The 15,708-nt window shown below is 71.8% G+C and carries 17 protein-coding genes and 4 pseudogenes; 16 read left to right on the top strand and 5 right to left on the bottom strand.

All coding sequences use genetic code 11. The features are described 5' to 3' along the window. The first annotated feature begins 99 nt into the window (after nt 1-99). The 13 genes and pseudogenes from BM536_RS25160 (at nt 100) to BM536_RS25100 (ending at nt 10,180) form a co-directional block, all read left to right on the top strand. The gene (locus tag BM536_RS25160; protein WP_094103543.1) at nt 100-1,728 is read left to right on the top strand and encodes an NAD(P)/FAD-dependent oxidoreductase; all 1,629 of its coding nucleotides are present in this window, start codon (nt 100-102) and stop codon (nt 1,726-1,728) included. Nucleotides 1,729-1,732: 4 nt separating this feature from the next. After that, nucleotides 1,733-3,589 carry a transketolase gene (locus tag BM536_RS25155; protein WP_073495182.1) on the top strand — a complete coding sequence of 619 codons (1,857 nt, stop codon included), beginning with the start codon at nt 1,733-1,735 and terminating at the stop codon, nt 3,587-3,589. 101 nt (nt 3,590-3,690) lie between these two features. Next, nucleotides 3,691-4,595: pseudogene (ligD, locus tag BM536_RS25150) on the top strand (non-homologous end-joining DNA ligase). 140 nt (nt 4,596-4,735) lie between these two features. After that, nucleotides 4,736-5,092: pseudogene (locus tag BM536_RS25145) on the top strand (gas vesicle protein GvpO); the annotation flags it as partial. A 64-nt stretch (nt 5,093-5,156) separates the two neighbouring features. Beyond that, complete coding sequence (locus BM536_RS25140; protein WP_073495187.1) at nt 5,157-5,585, top strand: gas vesicle structural protein GvpA; 429 nt, start codon at nt 5,157-5,159, stop codon at nt 5,583-5,585. Next, nucleotides 5,582-6,334, top strand: a complete 753-nt coding sequence (locus tag BM536_RS25135) for a GvpL/GvpF family gas vesicle protein (protein ID WP_073495189.1) — start codon at nt 5,582-5,584, stop codon at nt 6,332-6,334. The genes BM536_RS25140 and BM536_RS25135 overlap by 4 nt, the downstream gene beginning before the upstream one ends. A 28-nt stretch (nt 6,335-6,362) precedes the next feature. After that, nucleotides 6,363-6,626, top strand: coding sequence for a gas vesicle protein GvpG (locus BM536_RS25130; RefSeq protein WP_073495191.1), 264 nt, complete (start codon nt 6,363-6,365; stop codon nt 6,624-6,626). Further along, on the top strand, nt 6,623-7,282 hold the full coding sequence (locus tag BM536_RS25125) for a DNA primase (RefSeq protein WP_073495193.1): 660 nt from the start codon (nt 6,623-6,625) through the stop codon (nt 7,280-7,282). Before BM536_RS25130 ends, BM536_RS25125 begins: the two co-directional genes overlap by 4 nt. After that, complete coding sequence (locus tag BM536_RS25120; protein WP_094103542.1) at nt 7,282-8,523, top strand: SRPBCC family protein; 1,242 nt, start codon at nt 7,282-7,284, stop codon at nt 8,521-8,523. Before BM536_RS25125 ends, BM536_RS25120 begins: the two co-directional genes overlap by 1 nt. Next, nucleotides 8,520-8,885 (top strand): gas vesicle protein, encoded by a 366-nt coding sequence (locus tag BM536_RS25115; protein ID WP_073495195.1) that lies wholly within the window; start codon nt 8,520-8,522, stop codon nt 8,883-8,885. The genes BM536_RS25120 and BM536_RS25115 overlap by 4 nt, the downstream gene beginning before the upstream one ends. Beyond that, nucleotides 8,882-9,712: a GvpL/GvpF family gas vesicle protein gene (locus tag BM536_RS25110; protein ID WP_073495197.1), complete on the top strand. Its 831-nt coding sequence runs from the start codon at nt 8,882-8,884 to the stop codon at nt 9,710-9,712. The genes BM536_RS25115 and BM536_RS25110 overlap by 4 nt, the downstream gene beginning before the upstream one ends. Beyond that, entirely contained in the window at nt 9,709-9,897 is a 189-nt protein-coding gene (locus BM536_RS25105; RefSeq protein ID WP_073495199.1) for a gas vesicle protein, read from the top strand. The genes BM536_RS25110 and BM536_RS25105 overlap by 4 nt, the downstream gene beginning before the upstream one ends. After that, nucleotides 9,894-10,180 (top strand): annotated as a pseudogene (locus tag BM536_RS25100) (gas vesicle protein K). The gene BM536_RS25105 and the pseudogene BM536_RS25100 overlap by 4 nt, the downstream one beginning before the upstream one ends. 27 nt (nt 10,181-10,207) lie before the next feature. Here BM536_RS25100 and BM536_RS25095 read toward each other — a convergent pair. Continuing rightward, nucleotides 10,208-10,378 carry a hydrophobic protein gene (locus tag BM536_RS25095; RefSeq protein ID WP_073495203.1) on the bottom strand — a complete coding sequence of 57 codons (171 nt, stop codon included), beginning with the start codon at nt 10,376-10,378 and terminating at the stop codon, nt 10,208-10,210. Between the two features lie 43 nt (nt 10,379-10,421). Further along, nucleotides 10,422-11,243, bottom strand: coding sequence for a methyltransferase domain-containing protein (locus tag BM536_RS25090; RefSeq protein ID WP_073495205.1), 822 nt, complete (start codon nt 11,241-11,243; stop codon nt 10,422-10,424). Nucleotides 11,244-11,666: 423 nt separating this feature from the next. On the opposite strand from BM536_RS25090, the pseudogene BM536_RS25085 reads away from it, so the two are divergent. Next, nucleotides 11,667-12,170: pseudogene (locus BM536_RS25085) on the top strand (histidine phosphatase family protein); the annotation flags it as partial. Here the strand turns inward: BM536_RS25085 and BM536_RS44955 are convergent. Continuing rightward, the gene (locus BM536_RS44955) at nt 12,053-12,364 is read right to left on the bottom strand and encodes a hypothetical protein (RefSeq protein ID WP_425444676.1); all 312 of its coding nucleotides are present in this window, start codon (nt 12,362-12,364) and stop codon (nt 12,053-12,055) included. The pseudogene BM536_RS25085 and the gene BM536_RS44955 overlap by 118 nt on opposite strands. Before the next feature lie 29 nt (nt 12,365-12,393). On the opposite strand from BM536_RS44955, the gene BM536_RS25080 reads away from it, so the two are divergent. Continuing rightward, nucleotides 12,394-14,013, top strand: coding sequence for an ABC-F family ATP-binding cassette domain-containing protein (locus tag BM536_RS25080; RefSeq protein ID WP_094103541.1), 1,620 nt, complete (start codon nt 12,394-12,396; stop codon nt 14,011-14,013). 217 nt (nt 14,014-14,230) lie between these two features. Continuing rightward, nucleotides 14,231-14,563, top strand: coding sequence for a DUF6158 family protein (locus BM536_RS25075; RefSeq protein WP_245873762.1), 333 nt, complete (start codon nt 14,231-14,233; stop codon nt 14,561-14,563). Between the two features lie 98 nt (nt 14,564-14,661). Here the strand turns inward: BM536_RS25075 and BM536_RS25070 are convergent, their stop codons facing one another. After that, nucleotides 14,662-15,204, bottom strand: a complete 543-nt coding sequence (locus BM536_RS25070; RefSeq protein ID WP_073495208.1) for a type 1 glutamine amidotransferase domain-containing protein — start codon at nt 15,202-15,204, stop codon at nt 14,662-14,664. A 96-nt stretch (nt 15,205-15,300) separates the two neighbouring features. Next, nucleotides 15,301-15,681: a DUF2795 domain-containing protein gene (locus BM536_RS25065; RefSeq protein ID WP_073495211.1), complete on the bottom strand. Its 381-nt coding sequence runs from the start codon at nt 15,679-15,681 to the stop codon at nt 15,301-15,303. Nucleotides 15,682-15,708 lie beyond the last annotated feature (27 nt).

The raw sequence follows: 15,708 nt of genomic DNA, 5'->3' as shown, positions 1-15,708 counted from the left end.
CCGGCGGAACGTTTGGCGGACCCGGCCAGGGGGACGCGGAAACCACCGCACGACACACTTCCCCGCGGCCCGGACGGCGTGGGGCCACCGGAGGCGAACGTGAGTCGACCCCGCATCGTGATCGTCGGAGCCGGCTTCGCCGGGTACCGCACCGCCCGCACCCTCGCGAGGGCGGCCCGCGGCCGGGCCGAGATCACCCTGCTGAACCCGACCGACTACTTCCTGTACCTGCCCCTGCTGCCGCAGGTGGCCGCCGGCATCCTCGAACCGCGCCGGGTCACCGTCTCCCTCGCCGGCACCCTGCCGGACGTACGGCTGGTGCTCGGCGAGGCCGGCCGCATCGACCTCGACGGGCGCACCGTGCACTACACCGGCCCCGAGGGTGAGCCGGGGAGCCTCGACTACGACCGGCTGGTGCTGGCCGCCGGCAGCGTGAACAAGCTGCTGCCCGTTCCCGGCGTCGCCGAGCACGCGCACGGCTTCCGAGGCCTGCCCGAAGCGCTCTATCTGCGCGACCACGTGACCCGCCAGATCGAACTGGCCGCCTCCGACGGCGAGGACCCCCGCTGCTCCGCGCGCTGTACGTTCGTGGTCGTCGGCGCCGGCTACACGGGCACCGAAGTCGCGGCGCAGGGGCAGCTGTTCACCGACGCGCTGGTGCGTGCCCACCCCCTGCGCAAGGGCATGCGGCCCCGTTGGCTGCTCCTCGATGTCGCCGAGCGTGTCCTGCCCGAACTGGACGAACGGCTCTCCGGCACCGCCGACCGGGTGCTGCGCGAGCGAGGCGTCGACGTGCGGACGGGGACCTCCGTGAAGGAGGCCACCCCGGACGGAGTCCTGCTCACCGACGGCGAGTTCGTCGGCACCCGCACCCTCGTGTGGTGCGTCGGCGTACGACCCGACCCCCTCGCGGAGTCCCTCGGGCTGCCCATGGAGCGGGGCCGGCTCCTCGTCGAACCGACCCTCCGAGTGCCGGGCAGGCCCGAGGTGTTCGCCTGCGGTGACGCCGCCGCCGTGCCCGATCTGGAGAAGCCGGGGGCGTACACGCCGATGACGGCGCAGCACGCCTGGCGGCAGGGAAAGGTCGCCGGGCACAACATCGCCGCCTCGCTGACCGGGCGCGAACTGCGGCCCTACCGGCACAAGGACATGGGATTCGTCGTCGACCTCGGCGGCGTCAAGGCCGCCGCGAACCCGCTGGGCATCCCGCTGTCGGGGCTGCCCGCCGGCGCGGTCACCCGCGGCTACCACCTGGCCGCCATGCCCGGCAACCGGGTGCGCGTCGCGGCCGACTGGCTGCTGGACGCCGTACTACCGCGCCAGGCAGTCCAGTTGGGCCTCGTACGGTCCTGGTCGGTACCGCTGGACACGGCGTCGCCCGAGCTGGCGCGGGTGCCGGACGGGCGGGCACGCACGCGGGAGCCGGACACGGCGTCCGGCGGGGCCGGCGCCCCCTCGACCGGAGGCCGGAAGACCGTGGGCGGAGGCGGCGGTGACGACACCTCCCGGACCATCACCTCACCGACACCCGAACCGGTGAAGAGCGAGCCCGCGAGGAAGAACCGCCCGGGCGCCGGACCCGCGAATCACCGGCCGGGCGCCGAGCCGGCCAGGAATCAGCCGGGCCCCGAGCCCGCGAGGAACAAGCCGGGCCCCGAGCCTGCCAGAAACCAGCCGTGGTCTCAGCCCGCCCCGACGCGCTCCGCCCCTCAGGAAGGAGATCGGTAACCCGATGGACACCGCCGAACTGAACGAACTCGGACAGCAGTTGCGGGTGGACAGTGTCCGCGCCTCCGCCGCAGCCGGGTCCGGGCATCCGACGTCCTCGATGTCCGCCGCGGACCTCATGGCCGTCCTGCTGGCGCACCACCTCCGCTACGACTTCGACCGCCCCGCCCACCCGGCCAACGACCGTCTCGTCCTCTCGAAGGGCCACGCCTCCCCCCTGCTGTACGCGGCGTACAAGGCGGCCGGAGCCATCGACGACGACGAGCTCCTCACCTTCCGCAAGCTCGGCAGCCGTCTCGAGGGGCACCCCACCCCGCAACGCCTGCCCTGGGTCGAGACGGCCACCGGCTCGCTCGGCCAGGGGCTGCCGGTGGGCGTGGGCATCGCCCTCGCGGGCAAGCGTCTGGACCACTCCGAGCACCGCGTGTGGGTGTTGTGCGGGGACAGCGAGATGGCCGAGGGCTCGGTGTGGGAGGCCGCCGAACACGCGGGCCACGAGGAACTCGACAACCTCACCGTGATCGTCGACGTCAACCGGCTCGGCCAGCGCGGCCCCACCCGGCACGGCCATGCCCTCGACGCCTACGCCCGCCGCTTCCAGGCCTTCGGGTGGCACACCGTCGAAGTCGACGGGCACGACGTGGACGCCGTGGACCGCGCGTACGGCGAGGCGCTCTCCACCCGGGGCCAGCCCACCGCGATCCTCGCCCGCACCCTGAAGGGCAAGGGCGTCGAGGCCGTCCAGGACCGCGAGGGCCTGCACGGCAAGCCGCTGCCGGACGCCGACGAGGCGATCGGGGAACTCGGCGGGATCCGCGACCTGCGCGTGCGGGTGCACGAGCCGCCCGCCACCCGCATGCTGCACTCCGTCCCCACCGGCCGCCTCGACCTGCCCCGCTGGGAGAAGGGCGACCCCGAGGAGGGCGTCGCCACCCGCAACGCCTTCGGGCAGGCCCTCGCCGCCCTCGGCACGGCCCGCGGCGACGTGGTGGCTCTCGACGGCGAGGTCGGCGACTCCACCCGCACCGAGTTCTTCGCCAAGGAACACCCCGACCGCTTCTTCGAGTGCTACATCGCCGAGCAGCAGCTCGTGGCGACCGCGGTCGGCATGGCCACCCGCGGCTGGGTGCCGTACGCCTCCACCTTCGCGGCCTTCCTGACCCGGGCCCACGACTTCGTGCGGATGGCCGCCGTCAGCGGTGCCGGGATCAACCTGGTCGGCTCGCACGCCGGGGTGGCCATCGGGCAGGACGGGCCCTCGCAGATGGGCCTGGAGGACCTGGCGATGTTCCGGGCCGTGCACGGCTCGACCGTCCTGTACCCCTGCGACGCCAACCAGACCGCCCGGCTGGTCGCCGCCATGGCCGGGCTCGACGGCATCCGCTATCTGCGCACCTCGCGCGGCGAGAGCCCGGTGATCTACGGGCCCGACGAGGAGTTCCCGGTCGGCGGCAGCAAGGTACTGCGCTCCTCCGGCGGCGACCGGCTGACCCTCGTCGCGGCCGGTGTGACCGTGCACGAGGCGCTGAAGGCCGCGGACGCCCTGGCCGCCGACGGCATCCCGGTCCGGGTGATCGACCTGTACTCGGTCAAGCCCGTCGACCGGGACACCCTGCGGCGGGCCGCCGAGGAGACCGGTTGTCTCGTGACCGTCGAGGACCACCACGAGGAGGGCGGACTCGGTGACGCCGTCCTCGACGCCTTCACCGACGGGCGTCCCGTGCCCCGTCTGGTGCGGCTGGCCGTGCGCATGATGCCCGGCTCGGCGACGCCGGACGAGCAGTTGCGCGCGGCGGGCATCGACGCCGACGCGATCGCCGCCTCCGCCCGGCTGCTGGTGGAGACGGCGGTCGTGCCGTGAGCGATGGCGGGCGTTCGGCGGGTGGCGGCGGTGGTGCCGTGAGCGATGGCGGGCGTTCGGCGCGTGACGGTGGCGGTGCCGTGGACGACGCCGTCCGCACGGTGCGTGCCGGACGCCGCACGGTCGAGGTGCACCGGCCGGACAAGGTGCTCTTCCCGGCCGGTGCCGACGGCGAGGAGGAGTACACCAAGGGCGACCTGGTGGCGTACTACCGGTCGGTGGCCGCGTTCATGCTGCCGCAGCTGCGCGGCGGCCGCTGATGCTGGAACGGTATCCGGACGGCCTCGACGGCCCCCGGTTCATGCAGAAGAACACCCCCGGGCACTACCCGGAGTGGATCACCCGGGTGGAGGTCGCCAAGGAGGACGGCACCGTCGTGCACACCGTGTGCGACGACTCCGCCACCCTGGTCCACCTCGCCGACCAGGCCTGCCTCACCCTGCACCGCTGGCCGGCACGGGTCGGCCAGGTCGACCGCCCGGACCTGATGATCTTCGATCTGGATCCGTCCGGCGACGACTTCGAGGCCGTGCGGAAGGCGGCCCGACGGCTGGGCGAACTCCTCGACGAGGTGCGGCTGCCCTCCGCGCTGATGACGACCGGTTCACGCGGACTGCACGTCGTCGTCCCCCTGAACGGACGGCACGGCTTCGACGAGGTGCGCGCCTTCGCCCGGGACGCCGCCGACCTGCTCGCCGCCGAGCACCCGGACGAGCTGACCACCGCCGCCCGCAAGAAGGACCGCGGCGATCGGCTCTACCTCGACGTGCAGCGCAACGGCTACGCACAGACCGCCGTCGCCCCCTTCACGGTGCGCGCCCGCCCCGGCGCGCCCGTCGCCACGCCCATCGCCCGGGAGCAGCTCGACGACCCCGGCCTCGGACCCCGCCGCTGGACCATCGCCGACGTCGTCGAGCAGGCCCGCACCAACCCGTGGGCGGGGATGAGCACGCGGGGCCGCGCCCTGGGACCCGCCCGGCGCCGCCTCGACGCGCTGCGTGTCTGATACACGCACCGTCCGTGCCCAGGCCGTCCGGCCTGCGCGGCGGACGCGTGCGCCTGTGAAGGTTTGGCCATGTTCCTTCCGGCCACACGGAAGAAAGAGGTGGCCATGACGAACACCAAGGACACGAAGAGCACAGCGAGAACACAAAGTTCACCGAACGCCCCGAAGGACGGGGCCCGAACGACGACGACTCCGAGGGCGAGGACGACACCGTGACGGACGACCGGCCGAGTCCCATGGAGGTGCTGCGTGAGGCGCGCGCCCAGCTGGCCGAGCTGACCGGCATGACCGCGGAGAGCGTGTCGTCCTTCGCCCAGACCGAGAACGGGTGGTCGCTGGAGGTCGAGGTCCTCGAACTCGAGCGGGTCCCCGACACCATGAGTCTCATGGCGAGCTACGAGGTCGAACTCGACCCGGAGGGCATGCTCACCGGCTACCGCCGCGTCCGCAGATACGAACGCGGGCGGTCCGACGCGCACCGGACCGGCGGTCGGTAGGCCGCTCGCCCCACTCGGCGCAGGTGCGAACACCATTCATCACACACAAGGAGGTGCGGTCGGCATGACCGTGGTCCCGGCACAACAGTCCGGTGGCGGAGGCGGCTCCAGCGGCCTCTACGACGTCCTGGAGCTCGTCCTCGACAGGGGGCTCGTCATCGACGCCTTCATACGGGTCTCTCTGGTCGGCATCGAGATTCTGAAGATCGACGTGCGGGTCGTCGTGGCCAGCGTCGACACCTATCTGCGGTTCGCCGAGGCGTGCAACCGCCTCGACCTGGAGGCGGGCCCGCGCAAGAGCCCCGGCCTGCCCGAGATCGTCGGCGAGGTCACCGAGTCCGGCGCGCGCGGCAAGTCCAAGGGGGCGCTGTCCGGCGCCGCCGAGACCATCTCCGGCGCCTTCAAGCAGGCCCGTGAGGAGAGCGGCGAGCCCGAGTCGAGGCCGCGTGCGCGCAAGGCGACCTCCGCGCGCCGGAAGGAGGAGCAGGAGTGAGCACCTACGTCTACGGCATCACCGCCGCCTCGCACCCCGCCCTTCCGGAGTCCCTGAGCGGTGTGGGAGAGCCCCCGCTGCCGGTACGGGTGCTGCACGCGGGTGATCTCGCGGCCGTCGTCAGCGACGCCCCGGAGAACCTGCGGCCCAAGCGCCGTGACCTCCTCGCCCACCAGACCGTCCTCGGCGAGGCGGGAGCCGAGGGCTGCGTGCTGCCCATGAGGTTCGGCAGCGTAGCCCCCGACGACGACGCGGTCACCGGCGTCCTCACCGAGCGCGCCGAGCACTACCTGGAACGGCTGCGGGCCCTCGAGAACAAGGTCGAGTACAACGTCAAGGCCTCCCACGTGGAGGACGCCGTACTGCACCAGGTGATGGCGGACAGCCCCGAGCTGCGTGCCATGGCCGAGGCGAACCGGCAGGCCGGCGGCGGCTCGTACGAGCAGAAGATCCAGCTCGGCGAGATGGTGGCAGCCGCGGTCAAGGCCCGTGAGGCCGAGGACGCGGCGGAGGTCCACCGGGTCCTGGAGCCCCTCGCGGCGAGCGTCGAGCCGGGCCCCGAGTCGACCGGCTGGCTCGCCAACGTCTCGTTCCTGGTGGACCGCGACGAGGCCGCGCGCTTCCTGGAGGCGGCGGAGGAGCTGCGCCAGAGCCGCCCCCACCTGGAGGTGCGGGTCAACGGCCCGCTGCCGCCGTACAGCTTCGTCGAGCCGGGCCCCGCGAAGCCCGCCGTGCCGGCGGCCGAGTAGCGGGCCAAGAAGCGGAAGGAGCCGGGAGATGGGCCTGATCTCAGAGGTGCTGCTGTTGCCGTTCGCACCGGTACGCGGCAGCTCCTGGGTGATCCAGCAGGTCGTGCATGAGGCCGAGCGGATCTACTACGACCCCGCCACGGTCCGGGCCGAACTCTCCCGGCTCGAGGAGCGGTTGGAGGCTGGAGAGATCACGGAGGAGGAGTTCGACCGGATGGAGGACGAACTTCTCGACCGGCTGGACATCGCCATGGGCAGGAGCACGGGAACCGACGACGGGACGGCACGATGAACAGAGTGGGACTGGGCCTCGCGCTAGGGGCCGGATACGTCCTGGGACGTACCAAGAAGATGAAACTGGCCCTCGCCGTGGGCTCGATGGTCGCGGGCAAGCGGCTGAACCTGACCCCGCGCGGGGTGGCCGACCTGGTGTCCCAGCAACTGAAGGACAACCCCCAGTTCAAGCAGATCGGCGACGAGCTGCGCCAGGATCTGCGCGGGGTCGGCAAGGCGGCCTCCGGCGCGATGGTCGAGCGCCAGATCAACGCCCTCGCCGACCGGCTGCACAGCCGCACCGGCCAGGTCCGTGACCAGCTCGAGGGCGTCGTCCCCGGTGGGGGCGGCGACAAGGACGAGGAGGAAGACGACAGGGAAGCGTCCGAGGAGTACGACGAGCCGGAGTCGGGGCAGGACGACGGCGTCGACGAGGACGAGGACCAGGACCAGGACGAGGACCAGGACGAGGACCAGGACGCCACGGAGGAGCAGGAGGACCAGGAGGAGCAGGAAGAGCAGGAGGAGCGTCCGCGCAAGAAGGCCCCGGCGAAGAAGGCCGCGAAGAAGGCCCCCGCCAAGACGGCCCCCGCGAAGAAGACCGCCGCGCCGGCCCGCAAGACGGCCGCGAAGACCGCGTCGCGGGCCCCGCGGCCGAAGGGAGGCGGTGAGTGATGACCGAGACCCTCGGATCTGCCACGTCCGCGGCAGGCAAGTCGGCAGGCAAGGCGGCCGGCGGCAACCCGCTGGCCGGTGTCGCACAGAGCGAGGCCGCCGACCGGCTGAAGGCGGAGGTGCAGGAATACCTCGCCGCGCAGACCGAGCGCGTGCTGGCCGGTGTCGGCCGCAAGCTCGGCGAGACCACGGTGAAGCTGAACGACATCGCCGAGGGCAAGAGCCCCGGCTTCGCCAAGCTCGCCCTGGACGGCGGCCGCAAGGTCGCCGAGGGCAAGGGTCCGGTGCGCACCGCGCTGGAACTCGGCGCCTCGCGCGCCAAGGACAAGGTGACCGGTGCCCTGAAGAACCTGGGCGGCGGAAAGGGCAAACGCAAGGGCGGGTCGGGCTCCAAGCCCACCGTCATCATGGAGCAGATCGACGTGGGAGTGCCGCTGCGCACCGCCTACGACCAGTGGACCAAGTACCAGGACTTCAGCACCTTCGCCAAGGGCGTCAAGAGTGCGAGCCGCGCCGACGACACCACCAGCGACTGGCAGCTCAAGGTCTTCTGGTCCAATCGGAGCTGGAAGGCGAAGACCACCGAGCAGGTCCCGGACGACCGGATCTCCTGGACGTCCGAGGGCGCCAAGGGCACCACCAAGGGCGTCGTCTCGTTCCACCGGATCGCCGACAACCTCACCCGTGTCGTGCTGGTCATCGAGTACTACCCGACGGGCTTGTTCGAGAAGACCGGCAACATCTGGCGCGCCCAGGGCCGCCGGGCCCGCCTCGACCTGAAGAACTTCGCCCGGTTCGTGACACTCAAGGGTGAGGCGGAGGACGGCTGGCGCGGCGAGATCCGCGACGGCGAGGTCGTCCGTTCCCATGAGGACGCCCTCGCCGAGGAGGAGAGCGAGTCCGAGGACAACGAGTCCGAGGACAACGAGTCCGAGGACAACGAGTCCGACGAGAACGCGCCCGACGGGGACGCGTCCGACGAGGACGAGCCGGAGGCCGGGTACGACGAGGAGGACGAAGCCGAGGACGAGTACGAGGAGGACGAGGAACCCGAAGAGGCCGGGGAGCCCGAGGCGACCGATGAGCCCGAGGCGACCGATGAGACCGAGGCGACCGATGAGACCGATGAGGTCGCGGAGGACGGTGAGGAGGACGAGCCGGAGGCCGAGTACGAGGAGGACGAGGAGGCCGACGAGGACGAGGACGAGCCCGCGTACGACGAGGACAGGAGCCGTCGATGAGCATGCCGAGCCGGATGCCGGAACCGTACGGCCAGAGCGGCGGCGCCAACCTCGCGGACATCCTCGAACGGGTCCTCGACAAGGGCATCGTCATCGCCGGTGACATCCGGATCAATCTGCTCGACATCGAACTGCTCACCATCAAGCTCCGCCTGATCGTCGCTTCGGTCGACAAGGCAAAGGAGATGGGCATCGACTGGTGGGAGGACGACCCGGCGCTGTCCACCCGGGCCAGACGTGACCAACTCGCCAAGGAGAACGCCGAGTTGCGTGAGCGGCTGGCTCGACTGGAGGAACTGGAGCCGGGCCGTACCTCTACTCGTGCCCCTGCCCCCGAACCCGCCCGTGAGGAGTCACCGTGACCGGACTGCGGTACGTGTACGCCGTCTGCCGGCCCCTCGCCGCGCCGCTCCAGGCGGAGTTGACGGGTGTGGCGGGGGCACCGGCCAAGCTGCTGCACCACCACGGCCTGATCGCCGTCGTCAGCGATGTGCCCGAGCGGGACTTCGCCGAGGAGCCGCTCCGCGCCCACCTGGAGGACATCGACTGGCTCGCCGCGACCGCGCGCGGGCACCAGCAGGTGATCGACGCTCTGACGGCGGTCACCACGCCGCTGCCGCTGCGGCTCGCCACCGTGTTCCGGGACGACAGCGGCGTCCGCGTGATGATCGAGGAGCGCGAGGAGGTCTTCCTGCGTACCCTGGACCGGCTCCAGGGGCGCGTGGAATGGGGCGTGAAGGTGTACGTCGAGCCCACCGGCCAGGAGGGCACGGCCGGCCCGGAGGCGAAACCCGCCTCCGGCCGCGACTACCTCCGGCAGCGGCGCATGAAGGCGCGGGCGCACGAGGACACCTGGCAGCGGGCGGAACAGTTCGCCGGCCGGCTGCACTCCCTGCTGTCGGAGCACGCCGACGCGGCGCGTCTCCACGCACCGCAGAACTCCGCCCTCTCGCGGGCCTCGGGACAGAACGTGTTGAACGCCGCCTATCTGGTGCCGCGCGCGAAATCCGAGGAATTCGTGGAAATGGTGGACCGCACGAAGGGCGAGGAACCCGGAATCCGCGTCGAACTCACGGGACCGTGGGCGGCCTATTCCTTCGTGGAGCCCGCGGCGTCCGAGGGTACGGAGGGCACGGGGGACGCCGGAGGTGCCGGGAACACCGGTGGGACCGGGGAGGGAGACGCATGACCGTCGTGGAGCGTCGTGAGGTCGCCCTCGTCGACCTGCTCGACCGGTTGCTGGCGGGCGGCGTCGTCATCACCGGCGACATCACCCTGCGGATCGCGGACGTCGACCTGGTCCGTATCGATCTGAACGCCCTGATCAGCTCCGTGAACGAGAACGTTCCGTCGCCCTGGGAGGACCTTTCGTGAGCACGCCGCGCGAGCGTCATCTCGACCTCGAACCCGACACGGTCGAGCGTGACCTCATCAAGCTCGTCCTCACCGTCGTCGAACTGTTGCGCCAGCTGATGGAACGGCAGGCGCTGCGGCGCTTCGACCAGGGTGATCTGTCCGAGGAGCAGGAGGAGCGGATCGGACTCACGCTGATGCTGCTCGACGACCGGATGACGGAACTGCGCGAGCGGTACGGCCTGCGGCCCGAGGACCTGAACCTGGACCTCGGGCGCTCGGACCGCTGCTGCCCCGGGAGTGAGGCGTTCTTCGCGGCCCCGGGGCCAATTCACCACCTGTACCAACGGCCTCGGCCTCCCGCCGCGGTGGTTCCGCGCATCAGGAATCCCAGGAGCCAGAGAACGAGGACCGCGATCGCGATCCACCAAAGCACCTCGACTGCGAATCCGGCACCGAAGAGAATCAGCACCAGAAGCAGTACCAGCAGGATGGGAACCATAGTTTCGAACCTCCTGCTGCCCGAGTTTCCAAGAATTCACGTTTCAGGCGTGCTTTCTGCACAGAATTTCTCCATGCAGAACGGCGAACCACCCGTCCTCCTGCCGTCCCCATTCCCGCCAGGCGTCGGACACGGCCCGCAGCCGTCCGGCGTCGGCGTGGCCGCCCTCGGTGGCGCGTTCCGCGTAGGCGGAGGTCAGGGTGCGGTCGGCCCACAGGCCGCTCCACCAGGCCCGCTCCTCGGCGGTGCTGAAGGTCCACGTGGCGGAGGTGGTCGTGACGTCCGTGAAACCCGCCTCCCGCGCCCACGACTTCAGTCGGCGTCCGGCGTCGGGCTCCCCGCCGTTGGCGCGGGCCACCCTGCGGTACAGCTCCAGCCAGTCGTCCATCCCTGCGGAGGCGGGGTACCAGGTCATGGCCGCGTAGTCCGAGTCGCGGACGGCGACGTACCCGCCGGGCCTGGTGACGCGCCGCATCTCGCGCAGCGCCTGCACGGGGTCGCCGACGTGCTGGAGCACCTGGTGGGCGTGGACCACGCAGAACGTGTCGTCCGGGTACTCCAGGGCGTGTACGTCGGCGACCGCGAAGTCGATGTTGGCCAGTCCGCGGCCGGCGGCGGTGGCCCGGGCCTGCTCCAGGATGCCGGGCGCGTGGTCCACGCCGGTGACGTGCCCGTCCGGGACCAGGGTGGCCAGGTCGGCGGTGATGGTGCCCGGACCGCAGCCGATGTCCAGGACCTTCATGTGCGGCTGCAGTGAACCGAGCAGGTAGGCCGCCGAGTTGGCGGCGGTCCGCCAGGTGTGCGACCGCAGTACCGACTCGTGGTGTCCGTGCGTGTAGACGGCGCTCTCCCGCGCTCCCGGCATGGCTCAGCCCTTTCTCTACGGCCCCGTCCCCGGGCTCGGTGAAGACCGGGGGCTGACGTGTGTCAGCGTACGCACGCAACCGCATGCTGAGACAGTTTGTTCTGAAATGTGGACTGACGATGTGTCAGGGTGCGGTCCGGCACGTGTCGTCGGGCAGCAGACCTTCGACCGGCGGACATTCGACCGGCGCAGCGAGCGCCTGCCGGCGGTGCGGACCGTAGGGGAGGGCGTGCTCAGTGGGGCGAGCCCGCGGGCGGCGGCCCGACGGCGAACGCGACCGGACGCAGGTTGAGAGAGGGGCCGGTCGCAGCGGGTGGCGGCCGGGTGCGAGGGCGGTCGGGCCGACGTCTGGGCTCGCGGGCCCGTGGGTACCCTTCGGGGGCCGGATCCCGCGCGGGGGGCACGACACCAAAGGGTGAGCGCATGCGTCTGCTCCTGGTCCGCCACGGCGAGACTCCCTCCAACGTGGACCGCCTGCTGGACACAGCCGTCCCAGGACCCGGCCTGACGACGCTCGGCGAGCGGCAGGCCGCCGCCCTGCCCGAGGCCCTCGCGGGCGAGGACATCGAGGCCGTCTACGCCTCCACCCTGGTGCGCACCCGGCTCACCGCCGCGCCGCTCGCCGCCGCCCACGGCCTGGACGTCCTCGTCCGCGACGGCATCCGGGAGATCTCGGCCGGGGACCTCGAATCCCTGCCGGGCGAGTCCGAGCCGGGCGAGCGGTACATGCGCACGGTGTTCGCCTGGGCGGCCGGCCACGTACGGCTGCGCATGCCGGGCGGTGAGAGCGGTACCGAGTTCCTGGAGCGCTACGACGCCGTGGTCGCCGAGGCCGCGGCGAGCGGGGCCCGCACCGTCGCCCTGGTCAGCCACGGCGCCGCGATCCGCAGCTGGACGGCCGCCCGCGCCCTCAACGTCGACGTGCCGTTCGCCGCCGCCCACCCGCTCGCCAACACCGGCGTGGTCGTCCTCGACGGTTCCCCGTCCGACGGGTTCACGGCCCTGACGTGGGCGGGCGCGACCGTGACACCCGCGGGCGAGGCGGGCCGGCCGGCGAGCCGGTCGACCCGGCCGGATGATCCGCGACCTGCGGGGACCGCGCCCATAAAGGTTTGCCGCATCGGGTGGGCGGACCGCAGAATGCACCCTCATGGGACATCTGGAAGCCGCACACCTCGAGTACTACCTCCCCGACGGGAGGACGCTGCTCGGCGACGTGTCCTTCCGGGTGGGGGAGGGGGCCGTCGTGGCCCTGGTCGGACCCAACGGCGCAGGCAAGACGACCCTGCTGCGGCTGATCTCCGGCGAGCTGAAACCGCACGGCGGCACGGTCACCGTCAGCGGCGGGCTCGGCGTGATGCGCCAGTTCGTGGGCTCCGTACGGGACGAGACGACCGTACGCGACCTGCTCGTGTCGGTGTCCTCGCCGCGCATCCAGGAGGCCGCGAAGGCCGTCGACAGGGCCGAGCACGCGATCATGACCGTGGACGACGAGGCCGCGCAGATGAGTTACGCGCAGGCGCTCTCCGACTGGGCCGAGGCGCACGGTTACGAGGCCGAGACGCTGTGGGACATGTGCACGACGGCCGCCCTCGGCGTGCCCTACGACAAGGCGCAGTTCCGCCAGGTGCGCACCCTGTCCGGCGGCGAGCAGAAGCGCCTGGTGCTGGAGGCGCTGCTGCGCGGTACCGACGAGGTGCTCCTGCTCGACGAGCCGGACAACTACCTCGACGTGCCCGGGAAACGGTGGCTGGAGGAGCGGCTGAAGGAGACCCGCAAGACGGTCCTCTTCGTCTCCCACGACCGCGAACTCCTCTCCCGCGCCGCCGAGAAGATCGTCTCCGTGGAGCCGGGACCGGCCGGCGCCGACGCCTGGGTGCACGGCGGCGGCTTCGCCACCTACCACGAGGCCCGGCGGGAACGCTTCGCCCGTTTCGAGGAGTTGCGCCGCCGCTGGGACGAGAAGCACGCCCAGCTGAAGAAACTGGTCCTGAACCTCCGTCAGGCGGCCTCCATCAGCCATGAGCTGGCGTCCCGCTATCAGGCGGCGCAGACCCGCCTGCGCAAGTTCGAGGAGGCGGGCCCGCCGCCCGAGCCGCCGCGCGAGCAGGACATCACCATGCGCCTCAAGGGCGGCCGGACCGGCGTGCGGGCCGTCACCTGCAAGGGCCTCGAGCTGACCGGCCTGATGAAGCCGTTCGACCTGGAGGTCTTCTACGGCGAACGCGTCGCGGTCCTCGGCTCCAACGGCTCCGGCAAGTCGCACTTCCTGCGTCTGCTGGCCGGCGACACCGTGGCGCACACGGGGGAGTGGAAGCTGGGCGCGCGGGTCGTGCCCGGTCACTTCGCGCAGACCCACGCGCACCCCGAGCTGCTGGGCCGCAAGCTGCTGGACATCCTGTGGCAGGAGCACTCCCAGGACCGGGGCGCGGCCATGTCCCGGCTGCGTCGCTACGAGCTGACCCAGCAGGCCGAACAGGCGTTCGACCGACTCTCCGGTGGCCAGCAGGCCCGCTTCCAGATCCTGCTGCTGGAGCTGGAGGGCGTCACCGCCCTGCTGCTTGACGAGCCCACCGACAACCTCGACCTGGAGTCCGCCGAAGCCCTCCAGGAAGGGCTGGAGGCGTTCGACGGCACGGTCCTCGCCGTCACCCACGACCGCTGGTTCGCCCGCTCCTTCGACCGCTACCTGGTCTTCGGCAGCGACGGGCGGGTCCGCGAGACCCCGGAGCCGGTGTGGGACGAGCGCCGCGTGGAGCGCGCCCGCTAGGGCCCGTCGGCGTGAGCGCCGGGGCTCCCGGCGGTCACGCCCGGCACGGCAGCGCTTCCGGGCGGCCACCGGAGCCCCCTCGTCGCGGCCGGACGCCGCCGTCGGCCCGGGCCGCCCAGGAGTTCTGCTCGTACAGTGGAGGCAGAAACGCGAGATCCATGGCTCTTCCCGGACACCGGCCGGATGTCTGTGCTCCCCCGGCGGGTACTCGGGCCCCATGGACGAACACGACGAGTGGGGCACCACGATGACCGGAGTCGACCCCGACCGGCTGGACGACCAGCAGCTCATGAAGGAGCTGGAGACGATCCACCGCACCCGCCACGACACCCTCCTGCACGGCTCGAACGACGCCCTGCGCGCCCACAACGACCGGATGGCGAAGCTGGAAGGCGAGTACCTGCGCCGCAACCCGCGCCGCTTCGTCTCGCCGGGCCGCACCCGCGACGGAGCCCGGGAACGCACCGGGCACGCCGACGGCACGGACCGCCCGGGCACCCCGGTCGGCAAGTGGGGCCCCGGCACGCCGAACGGCCCCGGCAGGGCCTGAAGCACCTGCCGGAGCCTGCCGGAACCGCTTCCTGTGGGCGTGTTTCCCGGCCATCCGGCCCCGGGGCGCCGCTCATGCCATCCGGCCCGGGGCGCCGCTCAGGCGGCTTCCTGGGCGAACACGTCCAGATACGTTTCGCAGAACGCCTTCAGATCGTCCGGCTTGCGGCTGGTCACGAGCTTGTTCGGCCCGTGGTCGCAGACCTTGACCTGTTCGTCCACCCAGGTGCCGCCGGCGTTGCGGATGTCCGTCCGGAGGCTGGGCCACGAGGTGAGCACCCGGCCGCGCAGGACGTCCGCCTCGACCAGCGTCCACGGGGCGTGGCAGATCGCGGCGACCGGCCGGCCCTGCTCGAAGAAGGCCCTGACGAACGCGACCGCCTTCTCGTCCGTGCGCAGGAAGTCGGGGTTCGCGACCCCGCCCGGCAGGACGAGTCCGCCGAAGGAGTCCGCCGACGCCTGCCCGACGACCTCGTCGACCGGGAAGGTGTCCGCCTTGTCGAGGTGGTCGAAGGCCTGGATCTCACCCGGCTCGGTCGACACCAGCACGGGCTCGTGTCCCGCCTCCTTCGCCGCCTGCCAGGGGTCGGTCAGCTCCACCTGCTCGACGCCCTCGGGGGCCGTCAGAAACGCGATGCGCATGATCGTTCAACGTCCTTTCCTGGTGTGCCTGTGCCTGTGCCTGTGCCTGTACCCGCTGGTGCCCGTGGCCGGGACCGCGCCCGTGCCCGTGGCCGCTCACGCCCCGCCTCTGGTCAGGTTCCGGGCCAGCTCCTGCACGGTGGCGTAGCGCTGCTTGTCCGGGAGCCGGCGTACCGCGTCGACGAGGGCATCCGGCGCGTTCTTGCGGCGCAGGGTCCGGGCCAGCTCCTGAGGACCGGCCGGGAAGGCGCTGCGGCCCAGGATCCGGGCCAGCTCCAGACGCACCGTCGCCAGTGACGCCCGCGCGTCCCCCGGCACCACCGGTCCGCCCCAGACCGCCGGGTCGTCCTCGGCGGACGGTTCGGGGTCGTGCCACTCCTCGGACCGCGTGGGGTGCCCGGACCTCAGCAGACCCTGCAGTTCGTGCTTCATCTCTTCGTCCCGGTGGACACTCAGCCGGTCGCTGCCTCGCTGCATGTCTCCCTCCAGATCCTCGAGTGCCGG

The sequence above is a fragment of the Streptomyces phaeoluteigriseus genome, assembly GCF_001896135.2.
Lineage (GTDB): Bacteria > Actinomycetota > Actinomycetes > Streptomycetales > Streptomycetaceae > Streptomyces > Streptomyces phaeoluteigriseus.
Note: the sequence above shows the minus strand (reverse complement) of the source record. Positions and strands in the feature narration are given on the sequence as shown.

What these genes read in the sequence shown, in the direction of transcription:
- BM536_RS25155 (WP_073495182.1), top strand. Translation starts at nt 1,733, where the DNA reads ATGGACACCGCCGAACTGAACGAACTCGGACAGCAGTTGCGGGTGGAC.
- BM536_RS25140 (WP_073495187.1), top strand. Translation starts at nt 5,157, where the DNA reads ATGACCGTGGTCCCGGCACAACAGTCCGGTGGCGGAGGCGGCTCCAGC.
- BM536_RS25130 (WP_073495191.1), top strand. Translation starts at nt 6,363, where the DNA reads ATGGGCCTGATCTCAGAGGTGCTGCTGTTGCCGTTCGCACCGGTACGC.
- BM536_RS25125 (WP_073495193.1), top strand. Translation starts at nt 6,623, where the DNA reads ATGAACAGAGTGGGACTGGGCCTCGCGCTAGGGGCCGGATACGTCCTG.
- BM536_RS25120 (WP_094103542.1), top strand. Translation starts at nt 7,282, where the DNA reads ATGACCGAGACCCTCGGATCTGCCACGTCCGCGGCAGGCAAGTCGGCA.
- BM536_RS25115 (WP_073495195.1), top strand. Translation starts at nt 8,520, where the DNA reads ATGAGCATGCCGAGCCGGATGCCGGAACCGTACGGCCAGAGCGGCGGC.
- BM536_RS25105 (WP_073495199.1), top strand. Translation starts at nt 9,709, where the DNA reads ATGACCGTCGTGGAGCGTCGTGAGGTCGCCCTCGTCGACCTGCTCGAC.
- BM536_RS25095 (WP_073495203.1), bottom strand. Translation starts at nt 10,378, where the DNA reads ATGGTTCCCATCCTGCTGGTACTGCTTCTGGTGCTGATTCTCTTCGGT.
- BM536_RS25090 (WP_073495205.1), bottom strand. Translation starts at nt 11,243, where the DNA reads ATGCCGGGAGCGCGGGAGAGCGCCGTCTACACGCACGGACACCACGAG.
- BM536_RS44955 (WP_425444676.1), bottom strand. Translation starts at nt 12,364, where the DNA reads ATGCGGCAAACCTTTATGGGCGCGGTCCCCGCAGGTCGCGGATCATCC.
- BM536_RS25080 (WP_094103541.1), top strand. Translation starts at nt 12,394, where the DNA reads ATGGGACATCTGGAAGCCGCACACCTCGAGTACTACCTCCCCGACGGG.
- BM536_RS25075 (WP_245873762.1), top strand. Translation starts at nt 14,231, where the DNA reads ATGGACGAACACGACGAGTGGGGCACCACGATGACCGGAGTCGACCCC.
- BM536_RS25070 (WP_073495208.1), bottom strand. Translation starts at nt 15,204, where the DNA reads ATGCGCATCGCGTTTCTGACGGCCCCCGAGGGCGTCGAGCAGGTGGAG.
- BM536_RS25065 (WP_073495211.1), bottom strand. Translation starts at nt 15,681, where the DNA reads ATGCAGCGAGGCAGCGACCGGCTGAGTGTCCACCGGGACGAAGAGATG.